An 18,389-nucleotide genomic window follows, 5' to 3' on the forward strand; every position below is an offset into this window, starting at 1 on the left:
CGCGATCATTACAGCATCCCCGGCTTTCCGAGATCTGTGCCGTCGATCATGCGCTCATACCGATAGGGTGAGGGATCGACGCAGGGCTTTTCACCGCCAATGAGATCGGCGGCCAGCATGCCGGCGGCGGGACCGATCCCGAAGCCGTGACCGCTGAAGCCCGAGGAGACGAACAGTCCGGGCCGCGAAGCGATCGAGGAGATCACCGGTATGGCATCCGGGGTGGAATCCACCATGCCGCCCCAGCATTCGGCGGGACGAACACCGGCAAGCTCGGGGTAGGTCGCCACAAGCCGAGCAATGCCGCGCTCGACAAGCTGGGCATCCGGCAGCGGATCGAGCGTGCGGATGCGCTCGAAGGGAGAAATCCCGTCCGCCTTCCAGCGGGCGATGGCTTCCGGCCCTTCGATAAACTGGCGGCCGAGGGCAAAGGTCAGGCCCTTGCGCCTCGTCTGAAACGTGCGCCAGAAATCGCGGGCTTGCAGCAGGCCGTAGGGCGTGATCTGCAATTGACCGAGACCGCTCAAACCCACGGTATAGCCGCCATCCAGCCGCCGGCGGATCGTCACGTCCTCCATCGCGATCCCGCCGTCGGTCACGGCTGGCGCGGCGGCGGTGTAGAACGATGTGGATTTGACGCATGCCTGCAGGAAGCGGATACCGTGATGCCGGAGGAACATGCCGCTCCAGGCGCCGCCGGCAACCAGAACGGCCGAAGCGCGGATTGCACCCTTTTCCGTGACGACGCCGCTGATCCGCCCCGCTTCGGTTTCAAGCTCACGGGCGGCACAGTTCTGGATGATGATAGCGCCAAGCCGTTGGGCGCCGCGCGCCAATGCCGGCACTGCAAGCTCCGGTTCCGCGCGTCCGTCGCTCGGCGAGTGGACGCCGCCGTCCCAGTGACGACTATTACCGGGAAGCATCGTGGCACATTCGGCTCCCGTCAGCATCCGTGTGTCGACGCCGAACTGCTTGCCAACGTGGCTCCAGCGCTCCCAGGCGTTCAGGTCAGTCTTGCGTGTCGTGGCGTAGACGAGACCGGTGCGGCGAAAGCCGGTTTCTTCACCGAGCTCCGCATTGAGATTGTCCCATCTATGCAGGGCAAGCCGTGCAAGCGGCAGTTCCCTCGGATCGCGATTCTGCTGGCGACACCAACCCCAATTGCGGCTCGATTGTTCGCCGGCGATCACGCCTTTCTCGATGAGGACGACGGAGGTTCCGCGCCGGGCGAGTTCGTAGGCAGTTGCAACGCCGGCCATGCCGCCGCCGAGGATAACGACATCGGCGGATTTTGGGACATCCTGGTTGCTGGCGACGCGACCGACGGGAGGGGACATCGATTGACCTCTGGAGTGTGTGGAAGGAGGTATCCGGAAGCGGATGGTTTCATTCAGAATAAGCCGCGGCCTGTCGCCTGCCTGCCGAAAGTCCCGCGGCTTTGGTGGAATCTTTCGAATTCGCGGGGATCTCAAGCGTATTCTGTTGCGCAATCACCGCTACAACCAAAGCGGGGTGGTCGGCTGCCTGAAACGTGAAAGCCCATCCTGCATGATAGGCCAAGCGCTCCGGCTGGTCCGGGAACGCGCATGTTGGGAGGGGAGATATCCATGGTAAAATCCAGTTCGATCCAACTGGATTCCTTCGAACTGACCCTCAGCGAGATGGAGAATGCCGATCTCGATGCCCTGCATGCGCTTTCGCTGGCGGTCGGCTGGCCGCATCGCGCCGAGGACTGGCAGATCGTTCGTGAGATGGGTCGCGGTGTCGTGGCGCGCGATGCCATAGGCCGTGTGCTCGGCTCCGCCATGTGGTTCGATTTTGCTCCCGACTTCACCACCATCGGCATGGTCATCACCTCCCCAAGATTGCAGATGCTGGGAACCGGCCGCTGGATGATGGAGCATGTCCTTGCGCAGACCGGTTCCCGCGCGCTCGGCCTCAACGCCACCCGCGCGGCCAAGCGGCTTTATCAGTCACTCGGCTTCCGCGCGGAAAAGCTCGACTATCAGTGCAACGGCGAAGCCGTCTCTCCGCCCATCGTGCCGCTGCCGCCACGCACCCGCCTGCGGGCGCTCGATCAAGCCGATCTTGCGGAAATCGCGACGCTGGATCTGGTCGCCTATGGTGCGGATCGCATGCCTGTGCTGACACGCCTCCTGAATGTCTCGAAAGGTCTGGCGCTTATACGCGACGGACGCACCGTCGCCTTTTCGCTTTGTCGCCGCTTCGGGCGCGGTCATGTGATCGGCCCGGTCGTCGCAACAAGCGACGAAGAGGCAATCGCTGTCGTTCGACCGCATGTCGCTGACCATGTCGGCAGCTTCCTGCGGATCGACACCCGCCAGCAGGCGGGTGCCTTTCCGCAATTCCTCGCGCAATCGGGACTTCCGGTCTATGATACGGTGACGAGCATGTCGCTGAGGCGCGCTTGGCTGCCGGAGGACGGCGCCCAGCCCGGCGGCGGAGGGCCGCTCATTTATGGTTTGGCAAGTCAGGCCTTAGGGTAGCCGCTGCAAGACTTATACAAGGAACCAGCATTCGAGCGTGTTCGGATGGTATGATTGGGAACTTGATTCCACCATGACGTTTCCGAGTTGAGCGACGTGGAAAACACCGCCAAGCGAATTCCGAGCAGTTTCCAATCGCAGGCCGAAGCCTTTGACTATTTCGATAGTCTGGGCGTGACGTCGGCCACCGAGCTTGCCGGTCTTTGGCAAGGTCACGGTGTGGCATCCGAACATCCTCTGGACGGCGTTCTGGAAAATCTTGGATGGTACGGCAAACGCTTCACGACCGATCTCAGAGCCGACGCTCTGCTGTTTGCGGCAGGACCTCATCGGCTTGTGGCGATCGATCCGTCGATGATTCCTCTGAAGCTTGCTCTTCGCTTCCATCGTTTCGGACGGACCAGAGTCGCGCGCAGCTTGTTTTCGTCCCTGCGGAAAATGTGGCGAGCAAAGGGGCCCGTTGCCTCTCTCAGATTAATGTCCTTCAGGGGCAAGACGAGCGCGGCAATGGTATATGACAGGCAGCCGATCACCGATCATTTCCGCAGGATTGACGATGACCGGCTTCTCGGCGTCATGGCTGTCGAGGGAGATAGTCGGCATTATTTTTTCATCCTCACGCGTGCAAAGACAAAGTCTTAGGACGCAAGACCTGGTCCGCCTTCGGCAATCGGCCCATCGCCGGTAGCGTCAATGGCGGGTTTCGCGACAGCCCTATCGGCTGGTGCGCCGCACCACTTGGCAGCATATGGGTGTTCTCCGCAAATGCCTGCGCTATTTAGCTTCTTAACGGGCATAGAATTGGTCACTTTCATGGTTCCAGCTTGACACCGGATGAAGGGGCTAAGTATGCCCCGTGATCAAAGTGACTAGATGAATAGCTCGTTCGGGTGGCATTCAGGTAAGTGCTGTATGATCCCCGTCGATATCGCCGACATAGGAGGAAGCGAAAGATGTTTGGACGTTTCACAGGAATTTCTTGCATTGCGATGGTCGCAATGGCCGCAGTGCAATTGCTGCCTTCGGTCGCCATGGCGCAATATTACGACGACGATAACGGCCCGCCGCGTTGGGATCACCAAGATCAGGACTGGGGTCGTCCGCGCGGGGATTGGGACCGCGGTGGCTGTGGCCGGCGCGAACTTATGCGAGCTGCTCGTGAAGAAGGTTTCCGACGCATCGATTCCGTTCAAATGAATGGACGGCGCATCGTCGTCCGCGGTTGGAACGACGGTGGCCCCGACCGCATGATTTTCGCCAATCGACCGGGTTGCCCTGCTCTCAACTAGCAGGCGGATCGCGATCTCATCGCGCGCCGATGTATCGGCCGGCACAGGAAAAAAGGCCCGGCATGGGATGCCGGGCCTTTTTTATGGTTAGTCGCAACGCCGGATCGTCTTGGTTATCCGGTCGCCGTCTTCATTCATGCGGGTAATGGTTCTGGTATAGCAGCGGTTGCGGTCATAGTCATAGTAGCGCTCGCGATGAACCCTACCGACCGCAATGCCGTGATCGCTGATGATCACGCCCGCGCGGTTGCGATGGTGATAGTAGCCGTCATCGTATGACGGGCCGCCAATTACGATGTCTTCTGCAAATGCAGGCACAGTAACGGAACCCATAGCAAGAACCGCCATTGCGCATCCGATGATTGCATTGCGCATATGCTTATCCTCCTTAATTGCATATTTAGGCAACGATTGAGGAGGGACATGGTTCCAATATAGGACTTCAGTCCAACAGCAGGCTGTAATGGCTGACAAGCCGCCCAAGAGGCAATTGCCGAGGAGTAAAGCCTTGCCGAGCGGCTTCAGCGCCAGCCAAGGGCAGGCGCGACGTGAGTCAGGATCGCTTCGATAACATGCGCGTTGTACTCCACGCCGAGCTGGTTGGGAACGGTGAGTAGCAGCGTGTCGGCCTCGGCAATGGCTTCGTCCTTTGCCAGTTGCTCGATGAGTTTATCCGGCTCTGCGGCGTAGCTGCGACCGAAGATTGCCCGGGTCTTCTCGTCGATAAAGCCGATCTTGTCTTCATTCTGGTTGCCGTCCCCGAAATAGGCGCGGTCGCGCTCGTTCACGAGTGCGAAGATGCTGCGGCTGACCGACACCCGCGGCTCGCGCTTATGGCCTGCCGCCTTCCATGCTTCGCGAAACACTCTGATCTGGTCGGCCTGCTGGATATGGAACGGAAGCCCCGTCTCGTCGTCCTTAAGCGTGGAACTCTGCAGGTTCATCCCCAGCTTTGCCGCCCAAGTTGCGGTGGCGTTCGAGCTGGCGCCCCACCAGATCCGATCGCGCAGACCTTCGGAATGCGGCTCGATGCGCAGAAGGCCGGGCGGGTTTGGAAACATCGGCCGTGGATTGGGCTGGGCGAAACCTTCGCCGCGCAACACGTCGAGCAGGACCTCGGCATGGCGCCGGGCCATCTCAGACTCAGTCTCGCCATCGGCCGGCGCGTAGCCAAAGTGGCGCCATCCATCGATGACCTGCTCGGGAGAACCGCGGCTAATGCCGAGCTGCAGGCGTCCGCCGGCGATGATATCGGCGGCACCGGCATCCTCGGCCATATAGAGCGGATTCTCGTAACGCATGTCGATGACCGCCGTGCCGATCTCGATACGGCTGGTCTTCGCGCCAACGGCCGCCAGCAGCGGGAACGGCGAGCCAAGCTGGCGGGCGAAATGATGGACGCGAAAATACGCCCCGTCGGCGCCCAGTTCCTCAGCCGCGACGGCGAGCTCAATAGATTGCAGAAGTGCGTCGGATGCCGACCGCGTCTGCGATTGGGGCGAGGGCGTCCAATGCCCAAACGATAGGAAGCCGATTTTCTTCATCGTCATGTAGCCTTAAAATGTGACTTGCGTAGCTACCTCTTGGCACAATTCCGGGTCGAGATACAGGGTCGGTGCCGATGTGGCAGCAAGAGATTATGATATGGGAGTCAGTCATGCGGCGCATCATCCTTCTTGCAACGATTGGTCTGATCACTTGCTCATGCGATCAGACGAGCACGTCTCATACAGGCAGCTTTTCATTGAAGCCGATTCCGGGAAGCATCACCTATGGCGGCCAGCCGAGGATGAAGCTCACGAAATCCCCCATTGGAAGCCAGGTTCCGCACCGTTTCACCGATCAGTGGGGAGATGATGTCTACGAAACCTATATCATCCAGCCGGATCGCAGCCTCAGGCTGGTTGACCGGAAAATCATCGAGCGACGGTTTTAGGGGCGCGCATCCCTTATACTTGAGTCTAAACTAATATTTTGGATGATTTTGCGATACTGGCAGTATTTGTCTTTCTACCGTAAGCCGAATTCAAAACAAATTGGCAAATGACAAAAAATTAAGCATGTTTTGTGTATCCTCGTATTCGATTTTTTCGGGGAGGGTACCCATGGCGTCAATTCAGCATAAAATCATCATTGCAAGCGTCGCAATTTTCGCGCTGGCAGGCGGCGCGACGGGCGTTGGCATATGGTCGGCATCCACCCTGTCTGGAAACAACGCCGAAGTTGGCCATTCCGCACAAGTGCTTCGCAACCATATGCAGGCCGATATGATGCATGACGCGCTTCGCGCGGACGTGCTTGCAGCTCTGCTGGCATCCAACCCGGCGGCAGGTCTGGCGGCCGACACTGTGAAGGCGGATTTGGCGGAACATGAAACGTCATTCCGGGAGATGATAGCGGCCAACAAAGCGCTCGCAACCGATGCGGCCACGCAGCGCGTGGTTGCCGACATCGAGCCGCCGCTTCTTGCCTATATAGACAGCGCCACGAAGATAGTCGACCTTGCTCTCAAGGATCAGTCGGCGGCCATGAAATCACTGCCCGAATTTATGAAGCAGTTTTCCGCGCTGGAAACTGTGATGGAACAGGCCGGGGATCAGATCAATGCGGTCTCCGAAGACATCACAAAACGCAGTGCCGAAACGCAAGCTCTTGTCGACACGCTTTTGAAAGTGCTTCTCGGGTTGACCGCACTGTTCTCGATCAGCCTCTACCTGCTGACTCAGAAGACAGTCACCAAGCCGATGCTTGCACTCTCCAGCGATATGGAGAAACTTGCCGGTGGCGACACCAACATTACCTCTGCAGGTGCCGGTCGTTCAGATGAAATCGGAACCATGGCATCGGCGGTGGAAGTCTTCCGCAGGGCTGCAATTTCCAACAAGCAGCTCGAACAACAGGCCGAGGCAGCTCGCGCGGAAGCCGAAGTCGACCGCATCGCGGCACGAAAGCAGGCCGATGAAGATGCAGGCGCGCGCCTGCGTGCTGTCACGTCGGACCTCGGTGCCGGGTTGAAAAGGCTCGCGGCCGGCGATCTTGCCTTCCAGATCGATGTTCCCTTCTCGCCCGAATTCGAGAGCCTTCGACACGATTTCAACACCTCGGTGAAACAGCTCGGAGATACGCTCGGCGCTATCTCAACGGCAATCACAGCGATCGATGACGGCACCAGGGAGATTGCATCGGGCGCCAACGACCTTTCCAGACGAACCGAGCAGCAGGCGGCGTCGCTTGAAGAGACTGCCGCGGCACTCGATCAGATCACCGTCAATGTGTCGAATTCGAGCAAGCGCACCGACGAGGCCCGTGCCGAGGCGACAAAAGCGAACGATAGCGCCGCAAAGTCCGCTGAAGTGGTGTCGCATGCGGAAGAAGCGATGCGCCGTATCGAGGCTTCTGCAGAACAGATTTCCAGTATTATCGGTGTTATCGACGAAATCGCCTTCCAGACAAACCTCCTGGCGCTGAACGCCGGCGTCGAAGCCGCGCGCGCCGGTGAAGCCGGCAAGGGTTTTGCCGTCGTTGCCCAGGAAGTGCGTGAACTCGCACAAAGATCGGCTCAAGCCGCGAAGGAAATCAAAGGACATATTCAAAAGTCCTCTGCCGAGGTCGAAAGCGGCGTGAAGCTGGTGCTTGATACGGGCCAGGCTCTAAAGACCATCAGCGGACAAATCGCCGGCATCAGTCAGCACATGAACGCAATCGCCACCTCCGCTAAGGAGCAGTCGACCGGGCTTGCCGAAGTGAATGTCGCGATCAATTCCATGGATCAGACAACACAGCAGAACGCGGCAATGGTCGAACAATCCACGGCCGCGTCGGCCAGCCTTGCTCAGGAAGCGGCCAAGCTTCGCGATCTCGTCGCTCAGTTCAAGCTGCAGGCGGCCGCGATGCAACCCGTCGCTCAGCGTCGCACGAGGCACGAGATGGCGGCATAGCCGCCTTCTCCTCCACAGGTATCGTCAAGGCTCAGCCGGCTGTTTTTTTATCTCGAAGGCGGTCGCTCCAAGCCCGCACGGTCTCGCCGACCGTCCTCAGATGGTCGGCGGCCGTCAGACCTGAAACTGCCTTGCGCGGCTTCAGGTCATGATCGCCATCTTCGAGCCAGACTATGTCAATGGCGTCCGACAGCACATAGTGGGCCACTTCCTCGCGAGTGCCGAATTGATCTCGCGTGCCCTGACAGATCAAGGTCGGGGTCTTTAATCCGGCTAGGTGCGCTGTGCGTAGATTTTCGGGTTTGTCCGGCGGATGGAAGGGGTAACCCAGACATAGCAATCCGGCGATGTTGCCGTCTTCGTAGAGGCCATCGGCGATCATGCTTGCCACGCGGCCGCCCATCGATTTGCCGCCGATAATGAGTGGACCGGTAGCGCCGAGTGCGGCGATCGCCGCCAGATATTCACTCTTCAGTGTTTCCGCCTTGGGCGCAGGTTTCCGCAAACCGGAACTGCGCCGGCCAGCCATATAGGCGAACTCGAAACGAGCGACACGAAAATTGCGCTCCGCCAGGGCGCCGGCGACTGCGTTCATCGAGGCCGAATCCATCGGTGCACCCGCGCCGTGGGCGAGGAGAATGGTGATCTCGGCGTCTTCCGGACCTTGAAGAAGAAACGTGTCGTTTGCGGTTGTCATGCGGCTAGTCTTCGCCCAACCTCCCGAGTTTGGCAATCGCGCTCTGGCAAAATCCGGGTCGATCATTCACGAGAAAGTTCCGGCCAAAGAGCGTAGTGTTATCGACGTTCGTTTTGCGCCTCCAAGGAATCTCTCTTCGGTTCGAACGAACTTCAGTCCAGTGCGTTGAGGGAAGTGCGAATGGTCAAGGAGGAAACCTTATGAAAAAGCTTGCTCTTATTGTCACCGCAGTTTCGCTCGGGCTCGCCGTTCCTGCCGCCAATGCGGCAACGGCGCATCATCCGCAAAAGCACCCCCACAAGGAAGAGGCCGCGAGGGGGCCTAAGGAACGTCTTGGCACCCTGTCCTGCCAGGTTGCGGGAGGCGTCGGTATGATTATTGGCTCCAATAAGGCCGTCGATTGCCGGTTCAAGCGGAGTTCGGGTCCGTCAGAGCATTATGTTGGCTCAATCGGTAAGCTCGGCGTCGACATCGGCGTGACAGGCAAGTCCTATCTGAGCTGGGTTGTCTACAGTATCCAACCAACCCGCGCCGGAGAGGGCGCTTTGGCCGGTGATTATGTCGGTGCATCTGCCGGCGCTGCCGTGGGCGTCGGTTTGGGGGCAAACGCACTCGTCGGCGGGACTTCGAAAAATTTCGGCCTGCAGCCGCTGAGTGGCGAGGCAGGAACGGGGCTTAACGTCGCTGCCGGCGTGTCGAGGCTGCAATTGCGCCCAGCCAAATAGTGCCTTGAGGAAGACATTCGCCGGGGCGAGGATAGCCGCGACCTCCAGATAAAGAAAAACCGCCGGGTTTATGCCCGGCGGTTCGAGATAGCTGTTGCATTCCCGCTTTAGGCGGCGCGGCGGTTCTGGGCAACCGGACGGCCGTCGTTGACGCGGAAGCCGCGGATGAGACCGAGCAGGTCCTCGGTGTCGGCAGCGAGCGTTTCGGCCGATGCCGTCGTCTCTTCCGCCATGGCGGCATTCTGCTGCGTGGCGGCGTCGAGCTGGTTCATCGAAGACGAGATCGAGCGCAGCGTCGTATCCTGTTCGGAGGCGCTGTGGGCGATCTTCGAGACGATCTCGTTGGCCGCCTTGATCTGGTCGGAGATGCGCTTCAGCGCTTCGCCGGCCTCGCCGACGAGGCGGACACCCTGGTCGACCTGGCCGGAGGAGCGTGCGATCTGGTCCTTGATCTCCTTGGCGGCGGCGGCAGAACGCTGCGCCAGTTCGCGCACTTCCTGGGCAACGACGGCAAAACCCTTGCCGGATTCGCCGGCACGGGCCGCCTCGACGCCGGCATTCAGCGCCAGAAGGTTGGTCTGGAAGGCGATCTCGTCGATGACGCCGATGATCTTGCTGATCTCTTCCGATGACTTTTCGATGCCGCTCATCGCATCGATCGCCTGGGCGACGACGGCGTCGCTGCGCGAGGCTTCGGTCGAGACGGCATGCACGCGTTTGCTCGCCTCATGGGCGCCTTCGGCGGTCTGGCGCACGGCGACGGTCAGTTCGTCCAGCGCCGCCGAGGTTTCCTCGAGGCTGGCGGCCTGGCGTTCGGTGCGCTGCGACAGCTCGTTGGAGGCGCGGCGGATCTCTTCCTTGGAAACGCCGATGTCATTGCCCTTGGCATTGACCCGGCCCATGGCGGCTTCCAGATGCGACAGCGCCTCGTTGAAGTTGTTGCGCAGGCCGGCATAGCCGATGCCGATATCGCCGCAGCGTATGGTCAGGTCGCCCGCGGCCAGCGCTTCGAGCGCCTGGCCAATGGTGGAAACGACACGCGCCTGTTCATGCGCCTCATCTTGCTGCTGACGCAGGTTCTGTTGGCGCTCGGCGTTGATCGCCTCTTCCTGCGCCGCCTGACGCGCGGCCATTGTATGGCGCTCGCGAATTTTTTTCTGGAGCGCCTGGGTGGCCTTGGCCATCAGGCCGATTTCGTTACGCATCTCGGCATGCGGGATCGCAACCCTGACATCCTCGTCGGCCACGGCCTTGAGGGCGGCGTGAACCTCGGTCAGGGGCTTCGAGATGCCGCGGATGACGACGAAGGCCGCGCCGAGTGCAGCGGCAAAGAGCACGAGGCTCGACCACAAGGTCATCCAGATCTTCTCGCGGACCAGCGCGTCCAGGTCGTCCATATAGACGCCGGTAATGACGACGACCTTCCAAGGTTCGAAGGCGCGGGCATAGGCGGTCTTGCGGTAAGTGGCGTCGGCGGTCGGCTGCCCGGGTTTGCTGGCATAGAAATCGGTAAGGCCGCCACCCTGCTGGCCGAGCTTGACCAGTTCCTCACGATAGTAGTGGCCCTTCGGATCGGGTTGTCCCTTCAGGCTTTTACCGACCTTCGACGCGTCATAGTGGAAGACCATGTTGATGTCGTAGTCGTAACCGAAGAGATAGCCGTCCGGGGTGTATCTGATGGCGTTGACGGCGGCAAAGGCCTGTGCCTTCGCCTGCTCTTCGGTCAGTTCGCCGGCCTTTTCCTGATCATAATAGAATTTCAGGACGGAGATGCCGGATTCGACCTGCGTGCGAAGCATTTCATAGCGTTCATTGTAAATGGAGTCCGCAGAAGAGCGGATTTGCAGATAGGTAGCCGCAGCGAAAGCGACCATAAGCCCGGTGACGAGCAATATAAGCTGACTTGAAATTTTCAGATTTTTCATGGCGCCTCGCAACAGGATAGATCAGTGAGCCCGGCGCGGTTTGATCCCGCCTGTGCGATCGCCCAGGTGCAACCAGGCGAATCTACTGCTGCTGAAAATGACATGCTGCTACCGGCGGGATTGAAAAAGGCTTGATTTGGCTAAGAAAACTTTAATTCATCATTTCAATCGATCCTATGGCAGCTAATATTCGCTGAGCGGCCGCGGTCAATCTCAGTTCCTTCATGACGGCCACTCACGCTTGGCCCGATGCGTTGGCAATCACGCGTTCGTGACAATCTCGGCTGTAACGAATCTCCCTTCCCGAACGAGTATCTGACGTGCCCCGAAGACAGGGGCGTCAACGAACCCAAATGGAGATAGTTCATGTTGAAAGCTACTGTGAGTTCTGTCCTGCTCGCCGGTGCGGTTACGACGGCGCTTGCGTCCATGGCCGCCGCCGCACCGCTGACGAAGGCTGAAGCCAGTGCTGCCGTCGCGGCTCACAAGGAGAAGTGCTACGGTGTCGCACTGAAGGGCCAAAACGATTGTGCCGCCGGTCCGGGAACCACCTGCCAAGGTACGTCGACCGTCGATTTCCAGGGCAATTCCTGGAAGTTTGTGCAGGGCGGCACCTGCGCCTCGCTCGACATTCCCGGCGGCCGCCACGGCTCGTTGATGCCGCTCAAGCGCGACCTCTGATCGACCCAGCTATCGGAAAGCGGAGAAAACACGATGAACGCCCACAATCGAACCGTCGCGCCTGTCGGTAAAGCGAGTGCGGATCTCCGCTTTCCCTCCTATCCTGTTCACGGCTTGGCCGGCACGAGCTTCAAGCCGGAACATCTGTCGGCCATACTTGCCGAAAACGGACCACAAGGGTTTTTCGAAATTCATGCCGAGAACTACATGGGCGCCGGCGGCCCTCCTCATCACGCGCTCGAACTCGTGCGCCGGGATCATCCGATCTCGCTCCATGGCGTTTGCATGTCCCTCGGTGGGCCGCAATCGCTGAACAAGGACCATCTGCGGCGTTTTCGCGAGCTGGTGATCAGATATGAGCCCGCGCTCGTATCCGAGCACCTGGCATGGTCGACCCACGAGAACACCTATCTGAACGATCTGCTGCCCCTGCCTTATACGAGTGCCACGCTCATGCATGTCTGCGATCACATCGACGAGATGCAGACGGCGATCGGACGTCCCATTCTGCTGGAAAATCCATCGACTTACGTACTTTTCGCCGAATCCTCGATGAGCGAAACGGATTTCATGGGCGAGATTGCAAAGCGGACTGGTTGCGGTCTTTTGCTCGACATCAACAATGTCTTTGTTTCGGCCACGAACCACGGCTATTCCGCGCTGGACTATCTTGCTGACTTTCCCTTGACGAAAGTCGGTGAAATCCATCTCGCAGGCCATGCGGAGCAGACGGATGATGAGGGCGAGCAGCTGCTGATCGACAGTCACGATGGACCTGTCGCGGACGCGGTCTGGCGTCTCTACGAGATCGTCATCGGCCACTGCGGCGGGGTTCCCTCGCTGGTCGAATGGGACAGCAAAATCCCCGATTGGCCGGTCTTGCGCGCCGAGGCGGTCGCAGCGCAGGCAATCCTCGATCGGCAATCACAGACGGTAGGAAAATCTCATGCGGCCCGCTGACGTCCTGTCCATCGGGCGCGGCGACCCGTCATTCGCTTCGAGTTTTTCCAAACCGCTGCTGGATCCCGAACAGCAAACGCCGGCTTCGGTGGTCGGCCCGCATGGGAAGGCCGCCGACAAGCGCTACAACGTCTACCGCAACAACGTCACCGTAAGCCTGATCGAGGCGCTGGCCGCGATTTTTCCCGCGACCCAGCGCATAACGGGACCGGATTTCTTTCGGGCGATGGCGCGATTTCACATTCGAGAGACGCCGCCGACGTCACCGCTTTTGTTCGAATATGGCCACGACTTCCCCGCTTTTATCGATGCCTACGAATATGCCCAGTCGATGCCTTGGTTGGGCGATGTCGCGCGCTTGGAGCGAGCCTGGTTAGATGCCTACCATGCGACCGATTGCCCGGTCATTTCGGCAGATGATCTCGCGTGCGTAGCGTCGGGGGCGTTGCCCGAACTTCGGTTTCGCGTCCATCCGGCGACGAGAATTCTCTCCTCCAGATTTCCGGCCGTGATGATCTTTGCCGCCAACCGCGGCTCCGATCCGGTGGAGCGCATCGAGCATATCGTTCCCGAGGACGCGTTGATCACGCGGCCGGAACTTGAGGTCGTGGTCCGCTTGCTGCCGCCCGGGGGAGCGGCATTCCTCCTCTGCCTTGCCGATGGCGGCGCTCTCGGGGCGGCTGCGGCTACGGCGCTGGACGTCAATTCCGCCTTCGATCTTGCAGGCATGGTCACAGAGATGATCGAGGCCGGCGCTTTTACTGAAGTTTACGTGGAGAATTCCCATGTCGAAAACGATTGAAACTGCAGCCGTGAACAAGCCGTTTGCGTCGATCGTTGGATTGGTCGAAAAGGCAAGCTGGCTGATACAGATGATCGCGCAGCCATCCCTAGTGCAACTCGTCCTGCGTGTCGGGCTGGCGGTGCCATTTTGGCGTTCCGGCATTCTCAAATGGGATGGGTTTCTGCAGTTGAGCGATACGGCCGTCGAGCTCTTCACGGACGAATTCATGCTGCATCTTCCGGGCGGGCCATACCCCTATCCCGCGCCAGCGGTGATGGCATTCCTGTCTGGTTCCGGGGAGGTCGTATTTTCGACGCTTCTGGTGCTCGGCCTTGCCACGCGCTTTGCCGCGACTGGTCTTCTCGCGATGACGGCTATCGTGGAACTGACCGTTCCCGATGGATGGCCCGTTCATATCACCTGGGCGGCGATGGCGCTCGGCATCATGGCCTGGGGACCGGGACGTTTGTCCTTGGATTATCTTGTCCGGCGATTTTTAGGGTTGGATGCACCTCTCCGGACGATCTCGCCCGCAGAAAGTGGTCATGGGACTTGAGGTACCAGGTCTTGCCGAAATGACGTGCGCTTGATGATTGCGACAGCTTTCACTTGACGCAAAAGGTAACGCGACGTTCATTGTGCTTCGGAGATACGTTGCCAATGACCGAATTTGCCTCATACAGTTTCAGAAATGACCCGAACGTGCCGCCTCACGATCAAGACAAGGGTCTTATCGTTTTCGACCACGAGTGCATTTTCTGTTCATCGTTCATCCGCTTTATCTTCGCGCACGACCCTTCCGGCCGCTTCCTGTTCACGGCCGCACAGTCTCCGCTCGGGCAGGCGCTTTATCGGCACTACGGCCTCGATCCGACGGATTTTTCGACCAACTTGTTGATCGTAGACGGCGTCCTGCACACGAAGATGGACTCGTTTGCCACAGCTATGCGGTGCCTCGGTTTTCCTTGGAGCCTGCTTGCGGTGGTGAATGTTTTGCCGCGACGGCTGGCCAACGCGGCTTACGATCTGATCGCTAAGAACAGATACCGCCTTTTCGGCAGAAACGAGACCTGCCTTGTGCCATCCAAGGAGTTGCGGGCGCGCGTCATCGAATAGCGGTCTTGCCGCCCGCGATGAGGCTACAGCGACGCTTGTCCGAAAGGATTTCTGTCGATGGTTATCGGCTGAGACGCTGCGGCGGGATGCATTGGGGTCACGGATGCATCAACAACGCGCAAAGCCGGAGAGCAATGTTGCAGTTCGATGGCGAGAAGCGCTACGGCGTCCGCCAGAACTTTCTCCGCATTGGTAAATGCGAGTGCCGAACCTGCCTCTCTCGCAAGGCCATATGTTTCGGCAGATGCCATAACGCGCTCAAAGAGGTAATGGCATTCAGGGGTCGCCTGGACAAAGCTTAGGGAGATACGGAGATTCATCGCCACCTGAAGGACGAAAGCGGCGGCTGAAAAATCGGCAATCGCGCCGGGTGGCTTCGCCTGATCCAGGTACATCTTCCACTGCGCTTCCATTTTCATGCCTTTCATATCGGGCCAGGTCGAAATCAATCAGAACAGCCGGCGGTAGTTTCTATGCCGGCTCTGTCCGAGACCATTGCGTGGCGCCACGCGTACTCCCCGTCGCTGCGATGACTGTGATCAAAACAAGTGAGTCGGCGAACGTGCCTGCGAGAGCTTCCCCATTTCCATCCCCGTCTGCAGTCGGACGTGACGAAAAGACATTTTCCCCCATGCCTTCGTCCGGCGTGCCGACTAGCTTCCAGGTAGTAGTAAGGGCAGGGCGGGCGCTCTTTCAATGGCGCTCGTTGTGATTGAGGCTTCAGTCGATTCGGCCTTGCGACCTTCGTCCGATGGCGAGCAGGACCAAGGTCTTAGCCGGAATTGCAAAAGTCCAAGATTTGCGTTTTTGCCGAGACTATGGTTGACGGCTCCCGCACAGAAACGATCTGATGTGTCGTGGTGAAGGCTGTTTTGAATCTGGTGGCTGAACGGTCTATTTCGCGCAGTGTCGATTCCCTAAACGTGTAGGAGGCCAGCTATGTCTTTTCGCGGAAAGTCGATCGCCGTTCTTCTCGGCGTTTCGTTTACGCTGGCGCTTGTCGCGACGCCTTACACCGTCGCGATTCGTGGATCTTCCATCGGACTTGTCGCGCAAACTGCCGATGCAAAAAGCGGCGGTAATGGCAATGGCGGAGGCAATGGCAACGGCGGGGGTAACGGCAACGGCGGCGGTAATGGCAACGGCAACGGCGGCGGGAACGGTAACAGCGGCGGCAATAGCGGGAATGGCGGCAGCAATGGCAATGCCGGTGGAAATAGCAATGGCAAAGCCAACGGAAAGAGTGCCACACAAAGCGACACGGACGACTCTGCAGATGCGAACGATGCATCGATGGCAGTGCATCACGACGACGGCATGAGTGAAGAAATAGCAAATGGTCGTTATGTCATGAAGGATTCGAAGGGGCGCACGATCATCAATCGCAGTGCGACCACGGCCGATCAGCAAAGGCTGCGGTCTTTCCTCCACTAGAACATCCGGCTTTCAGGTCACCCTGCAAGCGGAAAAGATGGTTAAATTCAAAGAATTAGAATGACCTTTGTGCGTTCAAATGAACGCATGGCGCTCTAACCACGCTCGTCAAGCGCATCCCGAAAAGCCATCGCAGCCTCTGTTCGGTTTGCAACGCCCAGTTTCGCGAAAATCTGCGTCATATGATGCTTGACCGTCTTCTCGTGAAGATCGAGCTTCAGGCCGATGTGCTTGTTGCTCAATCCGGATGCGACGAGCTGAAGGACCTCGCTTTCCCGGCCCGTCAGATCGCGAAGAAGATCCGCTTTTCGCAAGGAGGCGTTACCGTCGCCAGAGATCAGGCGAGCGGAAAGAGTAGGGGCGACATAGCTTTCTCCCGAGGCAACCGTGCGAAGGATATCTGCCAGCGATCGCGAGCCTACACCCTTCAGCACATATCCCTTCGCCCCGTTTTTCAGAGCTGCCGTCACATCGTCGCTGGCCTCGGAAACCGTCAGCATCACGACCTTCTGATCGGGCGCCCGTTCGAGAATCAACGATAGTGCGTCCAGGCCACCACCAGGCATGGAGATATCCAACAACAAGACGTCCGGACGCTCGTCTTCGGCTATTCGAATCGCATCTTCCCTTGTGCTGCCTTCGCCAACGATCGCAAAGCCCCCGATCTCGGCAAGGCTGCGGATGACCCCTTCGCGGAACAACGGATGATCATCGACCACCGCGAGACTGATTGCCATCGTCATACCTGCTCCATTTCCATTGCGTTCAGCGACATTTGAACCACGGTGCCGTTTTCGGAAGACCTCAATTCGAAAACGCCGCCGAGACTTTCTACCCGTTCTCTCAGTCCAGCCAAACCGATACTGCTTGGCGGTATATAGGCTGGATCGAAGCCGGGTCCCTCGTCCGATACTGCGATCTTGATCTGCTCGCCGTCGATTGTTTGTTTCACTTGCTGTGCTGCGCCTTCACCGTGACGGTAGCCGTTGTTCAGCGCTTCTTGAATGAAGCGGTATATACATATCTTGGCAGATGTCGAAAGCTCTTGTGTCGTGCCGGAAACAGATAAGCGGACCGTGACGCCGGTTCGTTGCTCATGGGCGCGGACGGCGCGCTGCAATAGTTCGGTCAGGTTTGCCGACTCGATATGCGGCAGCACCAGCCCGCTGCAGATGCTTCTGATGTCCGCCATCGCATCGTCCAAGCTTGATTTGATGGCCGCAAGCGACCGCTCTCGTTCCTGCGCCGGCGTGGCCGGATGAACCAGGGCTTCGCTGTCCAATCGCAGTGACGCATAGGCAATGAGCTGGGCGGGCCCGTCATGCAGATCGGCGCCGATGCGCCGGAGATAGCTCTCGTTGAGGGCGGCGGCGCGTTGAGAAGCTCTTTGAACGCGGGCGTGCAAAATTTCGTTCTGCTGTAGAAGCGACGATAGCTCGCCGATGCGCGCTTTCAATGCGCTGCGCTGGCTTTCAATCGTTCGGCTGCCGCGAAGGACGATAATGGAAAGAACGAGGAAGAACGTCAGCGTGAACAAGGCAACAGCCATCCAGCTTCTGAATCGCGCCTGGTTCAGGCTCCGCTCGAAGTCGTACGCGACCTCATAAAATTCGGAAACGGCCACGACCTTGCCCGACCAGGGTTGGAGGACCGGGTTGTAGATCTCCAGAAGCGGCTTACCGCTGTTGCGCTCGGCGACGCTTTCGACATCGTCGAGTTGATTGAACTGCGCCACCATCTTGCCGGCAAATGCTGTCTTCAGATCATTGCTGAGCGGGAACTGCTTGCCCATGAGGTTTTTGTCGTTGGAATAAAGAATGGTGCCGTCATTGCGCCAGAGGCGAAAGGACATGAGGCGGCTGCCAAGCGCACCTTCTCCGAGCGTTTCGTCGAGGGCGTGCGTCACCGTATCGTCCAGAACCACCGTCTTCTGCATATCCGGAAGCAGGGGGGCAATGACGCTATCGACATAAAGCGCTGTGCTGGCAGCGGAGTTGCGCGTGACGGCCTCCTCGATGAGGTTGGTGACGAAGGCGCCCACGACGAGCATCGCGCAGGCGGACACCAAACCGCCGATCAGGAGAAATTGTTTCGCCAGTGATTGAGAATTCCAGCCGGCGATTAAACGAACCGGGGACAGCATTGATTTGAGGCTCGTCTGCATGTCTGGCTACTTTCAGCGATCACCACTCAATACCGCATACCTATCGTAGCCAGGCCGCGCGTCAAATGGCTGTTGGTTCATCTCACCGGCAGGTCTGAGGATTGACGCACCTCAAGCCGCTTTGAAACCGATGAGACTTTTGGCGACCAGCGATAAGTCTAAGGTCCGA

Annotated in this window: 20 protein-coding genes; 12 read left to right on the top strand and 8 right to left on the bottom strand. The window is 59.0% G+C overall.

The features are described from left to right. Positions 1–8: 8 nt before the first annotated feature. A complete protein-coding gene (locus GGD50_RS23065; protein WP_183939737.1) occupies positions 9–1,337 on the bottom strand; it encodes an NAD(P)/FAD-dependent oxidoreductase in 1,329 nt (442 codons plus the stop codon). Positions 1,338–1,607: 270 nt separating this feature from the next. On the opposite strand from GGD50_RS23065, the gene GGD50_RS23070 reads away from it, so the two are divergent. The 3 genes from GGD50_RS23070 to GGD50_RS23080 all read left to right on the top strand — a co-directional run bounded on the left by GGD50_RS23070 (position 1,608) and on the right by GGD50_RS23080 (position 3,796). Beyond that, entirely contained in the window at positions 1,608–2,507 is a 900-nt protein-coding gene (locus GGD50_RS23070) for a GNAT family N-acetyltransferase (RefSeq protein WP_183939739.1), read from the top strand. 168 nt (positions 2,508–2,675) lie between these two features. Next, complete coding sequence (locus GGD50_RS23075; protein WP_210318949.1) at positions 2,676–3,149, top strand: DUF4334 domain-containing protein; 474 nt, start codon at positions 2,676–2,678, stop codon at positions 3,147–3,149. 311 nt (positions 3,150–3,460) lie between these two features. Continuing rightward, a complete protein-coding gene (locus GGD50_RS23080; RefSeq protein WP_183939741.1) occupies positions 3,461–3,796 on the top strand; it encodes a hypothetical protein in 336 nt (111 codons plus the stop codon). Between the two features lie 87 nt (positions 3,797–3,883). On the opposite strand, the gene GGD50_RS23085 is transcribed toward GGD50_RS23080, so the two are convergent. Further along, positions 3,884–4,171: a hypothetical protein gene (locus GGD50_RS23085; RefSeq protein ID WP_183939743.1), complete on the bottom strand. Its 288-nt coding sequence runs from the start codon at positions 4,169–4,171 to the stop codon at positions 3,884–3,886. Positions 4,172–4,317: 146 nt separating this feature from the next. Next, complete coding sequence (locus GGD50_RS23090; RefSeq protein ID WP_183939819.1) at positions 4,318–5,340, bottom strand: LLM class flavin-dependent oxidoreductase; 1,023 nt, start codon at positions 5,338–5,340, stop codon at positions 4,318–4,320. A 113-nt stretch (positions 5,341–5,453) separates the two neighbouring features. On the opposite strand from GGD50_RS23090, the gene GGD50_RS23095 reads away from it, so the two are divergent. After that, a complete protein-coding gene (locus GGD50_RS23095) occupies positions 5,454–5,732 on the top strand; it encodes a hypothetical protein (RefSeq protein ID WP_183939745.1) in 279 nt (92 codons plus the stop codon). Between the two features lie 169 nt (positions 5,733–5,901). After that, complete coding sequence (locus GGD50_RS23100; RefSeq protein ID WP_183939747.1) at positions 5,902–7,734, top strand: methyl-accepting chemotaxis protein; 1,833 nt, start codon at positions 5,902–5,904, stop codon at positions 7,732–7,734. A 31-nt stretch (positions 7,735–7,765) separates the two neighbouring features. On the opposite strand, the gene GGD50_RS23105 is transcribed toward GGD50_RS23100, so the two are convergent. Then, complete coding sequence (locus GGD50_RS23105) at positions 7,766–8,431, bottom strand: alpha/beta hydrolase family protein (RefSeq protein WP_183939749.1); 666 nt, start codon at positions 8,429–8,431, stop codon at positions 7,766–7,768. A gap of 200 nt (positions 8,432–8,631) precedes the next feature. Here GGD50_RS23105 and GGD50_RS23110 point away from each other — a divergent pair, with 200 nt between their 5' ends. After that, the gene (locus tag GGD50_RS23110) at positions 8,632–9,156 is read left to right on the top strand and encodes a DUF992 domain-containing protein (RefSeq protein ID WP_183939751.1); all 525 of its coding nucleotides are present in this window, start codon (positions 8,632–8,634) and stop codon (positions 9,154–9,156) included. A gap of 107 nt (positions 9,157–9,263) precedes the next feature. Here GGD50_RS23110 and GGD50_RS23115 read toward each other — a convergent pair whose 3' ends face one another. After that, positions 9,264–11,081, bottom strand: a complete 1,818-nt coding sequence (locus GGD50_RS23115) for a methyl-accepting chemotaxis protein (protein ID WP_183939753.1) — start codon at positions 11,079–11,081, stop codon at positions 9,264–9,266. Positions 11,082–11,447: 366 nt separating this feature from the next. Between GGD50_RS23115 and GGD50_RS23120 the strand changes: the two genes are divergently transcribed. The 5 genes from GGD50_RS23120 to GGD50_RS23140 all read left to right on the top strand — a co-directional run bounded on the left by GGD50_RS23120 (position 11,448) and on the right by GGD50_RS23140 (position 14,622). Next, a complete protein-coding gene (locus GGD50_RS23120; RefSeq protein WP_028751990.1) occupies positions 11,448–11,762 on the top strand; it encodes a BufA1 family periplasmic bufferin-type metallophore in 315 nt (104 codons plus the stop codon). A gap of 33 nt (positions 11,763–11,795) precedes the next feature. Beyond that, complete coding sequence (gene bufB / locus GGD50_RS23125; protein ID WP_183939755.1) at positions 11,796–12,722, top strand: MNIO family bufferin maturase; 927 nt, start codon at positions 11,796–11,798, stop codon at positions 12,720–12,722. Beyond that, a complete protein-coding gene (locus GGD50_RS23130) occupies positions 12,709–13,524 on the top strand; it encodes an HvfC/BufC N-terminal domain-containing protein (protein WP_183939756.1) in 816 nt (271 codons plus the stop codon). The genes bufB and GGD50_RS23130 overlap by 14 nt, the downstream gene beginning before the upstream one ends. Continuing rightward, on the top strand, positions 13,508–14,062 hold the full coding sequence (locus tag GGD50_RS23135) for a DoxX family protein (protein WP_183939758.1): 555 nt from the start codon (positions 13,508–13,510) through the stop codon (positions 14,060–14,062). The genes GGD50_RS23130 and GGD50_RS23135 overlap by 17 nt, the downstream gene beginning before the upstream one ends. Positions 14,063–14,166: 104 nt before the next feature. Then, complete coding sequence (locus GGD50_RS23140) at positions 14,167–14,622, top strand: thiol-disulfide oxidoreductase DCC family protein (protein WP_183939760.1); 456 nt, start codon at positions 14,167–14,169, stop codon at positions 14,620–14,622. 23 nt (positions 14,623–14,645) lie between these two features. Here GGD50_RS23140 and GGD50_RS23145 read toward each other — a convergent pair whose 3' ends face one another. Then, entirely contained in the window at positions 14,646–15,071 is a 426-nt protein-coding gene (locus GGD50_RS23145) for a hypothetical protein (protein WP_183939763.1), read from the bottom strand. 490 nt (positions 15,072–15,561) lie between these two features. Between GGD50_RS23145 and GGD50_RS23150 the strand changes: the two genes are divergently transcribed. Then, entirely contained in the window at positions 15,562–16,056 is a 495-nt protein-coding gene (locus tag GGD50_RS23150; RefSeq protein WP_183939765.1) for a hypothetical protein, read from the top strand. A gap of 95 nt (positions 16,057–16,151) precedes the next feature. Here GGD50_RS23150 and GGD50_RS23155 read toward each other — a convergent pair whose 3' ends face one another. Then, on the bottom strand, positions 16,152–16,799 hold the full coding sequence (locus GGD50_RS23155) for a response regulator (RefSeq protein ID WP_183939766.1): 648 nt from the start codon (positions 16,797–16,799) through the stop codon (positions 16,152–16,154). Further along, the gene (locus GGD50_RS23160; RefSeq protein ID WP_183939768.1) at positions 16,796–18,220 is read right to left on the bottom strand and encodes a sensor histidine kinase; all 1,425 of its coding nucleotides are present in this window, start codon (positions 18,218–18,220) and stop codon (positions 16,796–16,798) included. The genes GGD50_RS23155 and GGD50_RS23160 overlap by 4 nt, the downstream gene beginning before the upstream one ends. Between the last annotated feature and the right edge of the window lie 169 nt (positions 18,221–18,389).

The organism is Martinezella paranaensis, from assembly GCF_014200235.1.
GTDB classification, from domain to species: Bacteria; Pseudomonadota; Alphaproteobacteria; order Rhizobiales; family Rhizobiaceae; genus Rhizobium; species Rhizobium paranaense.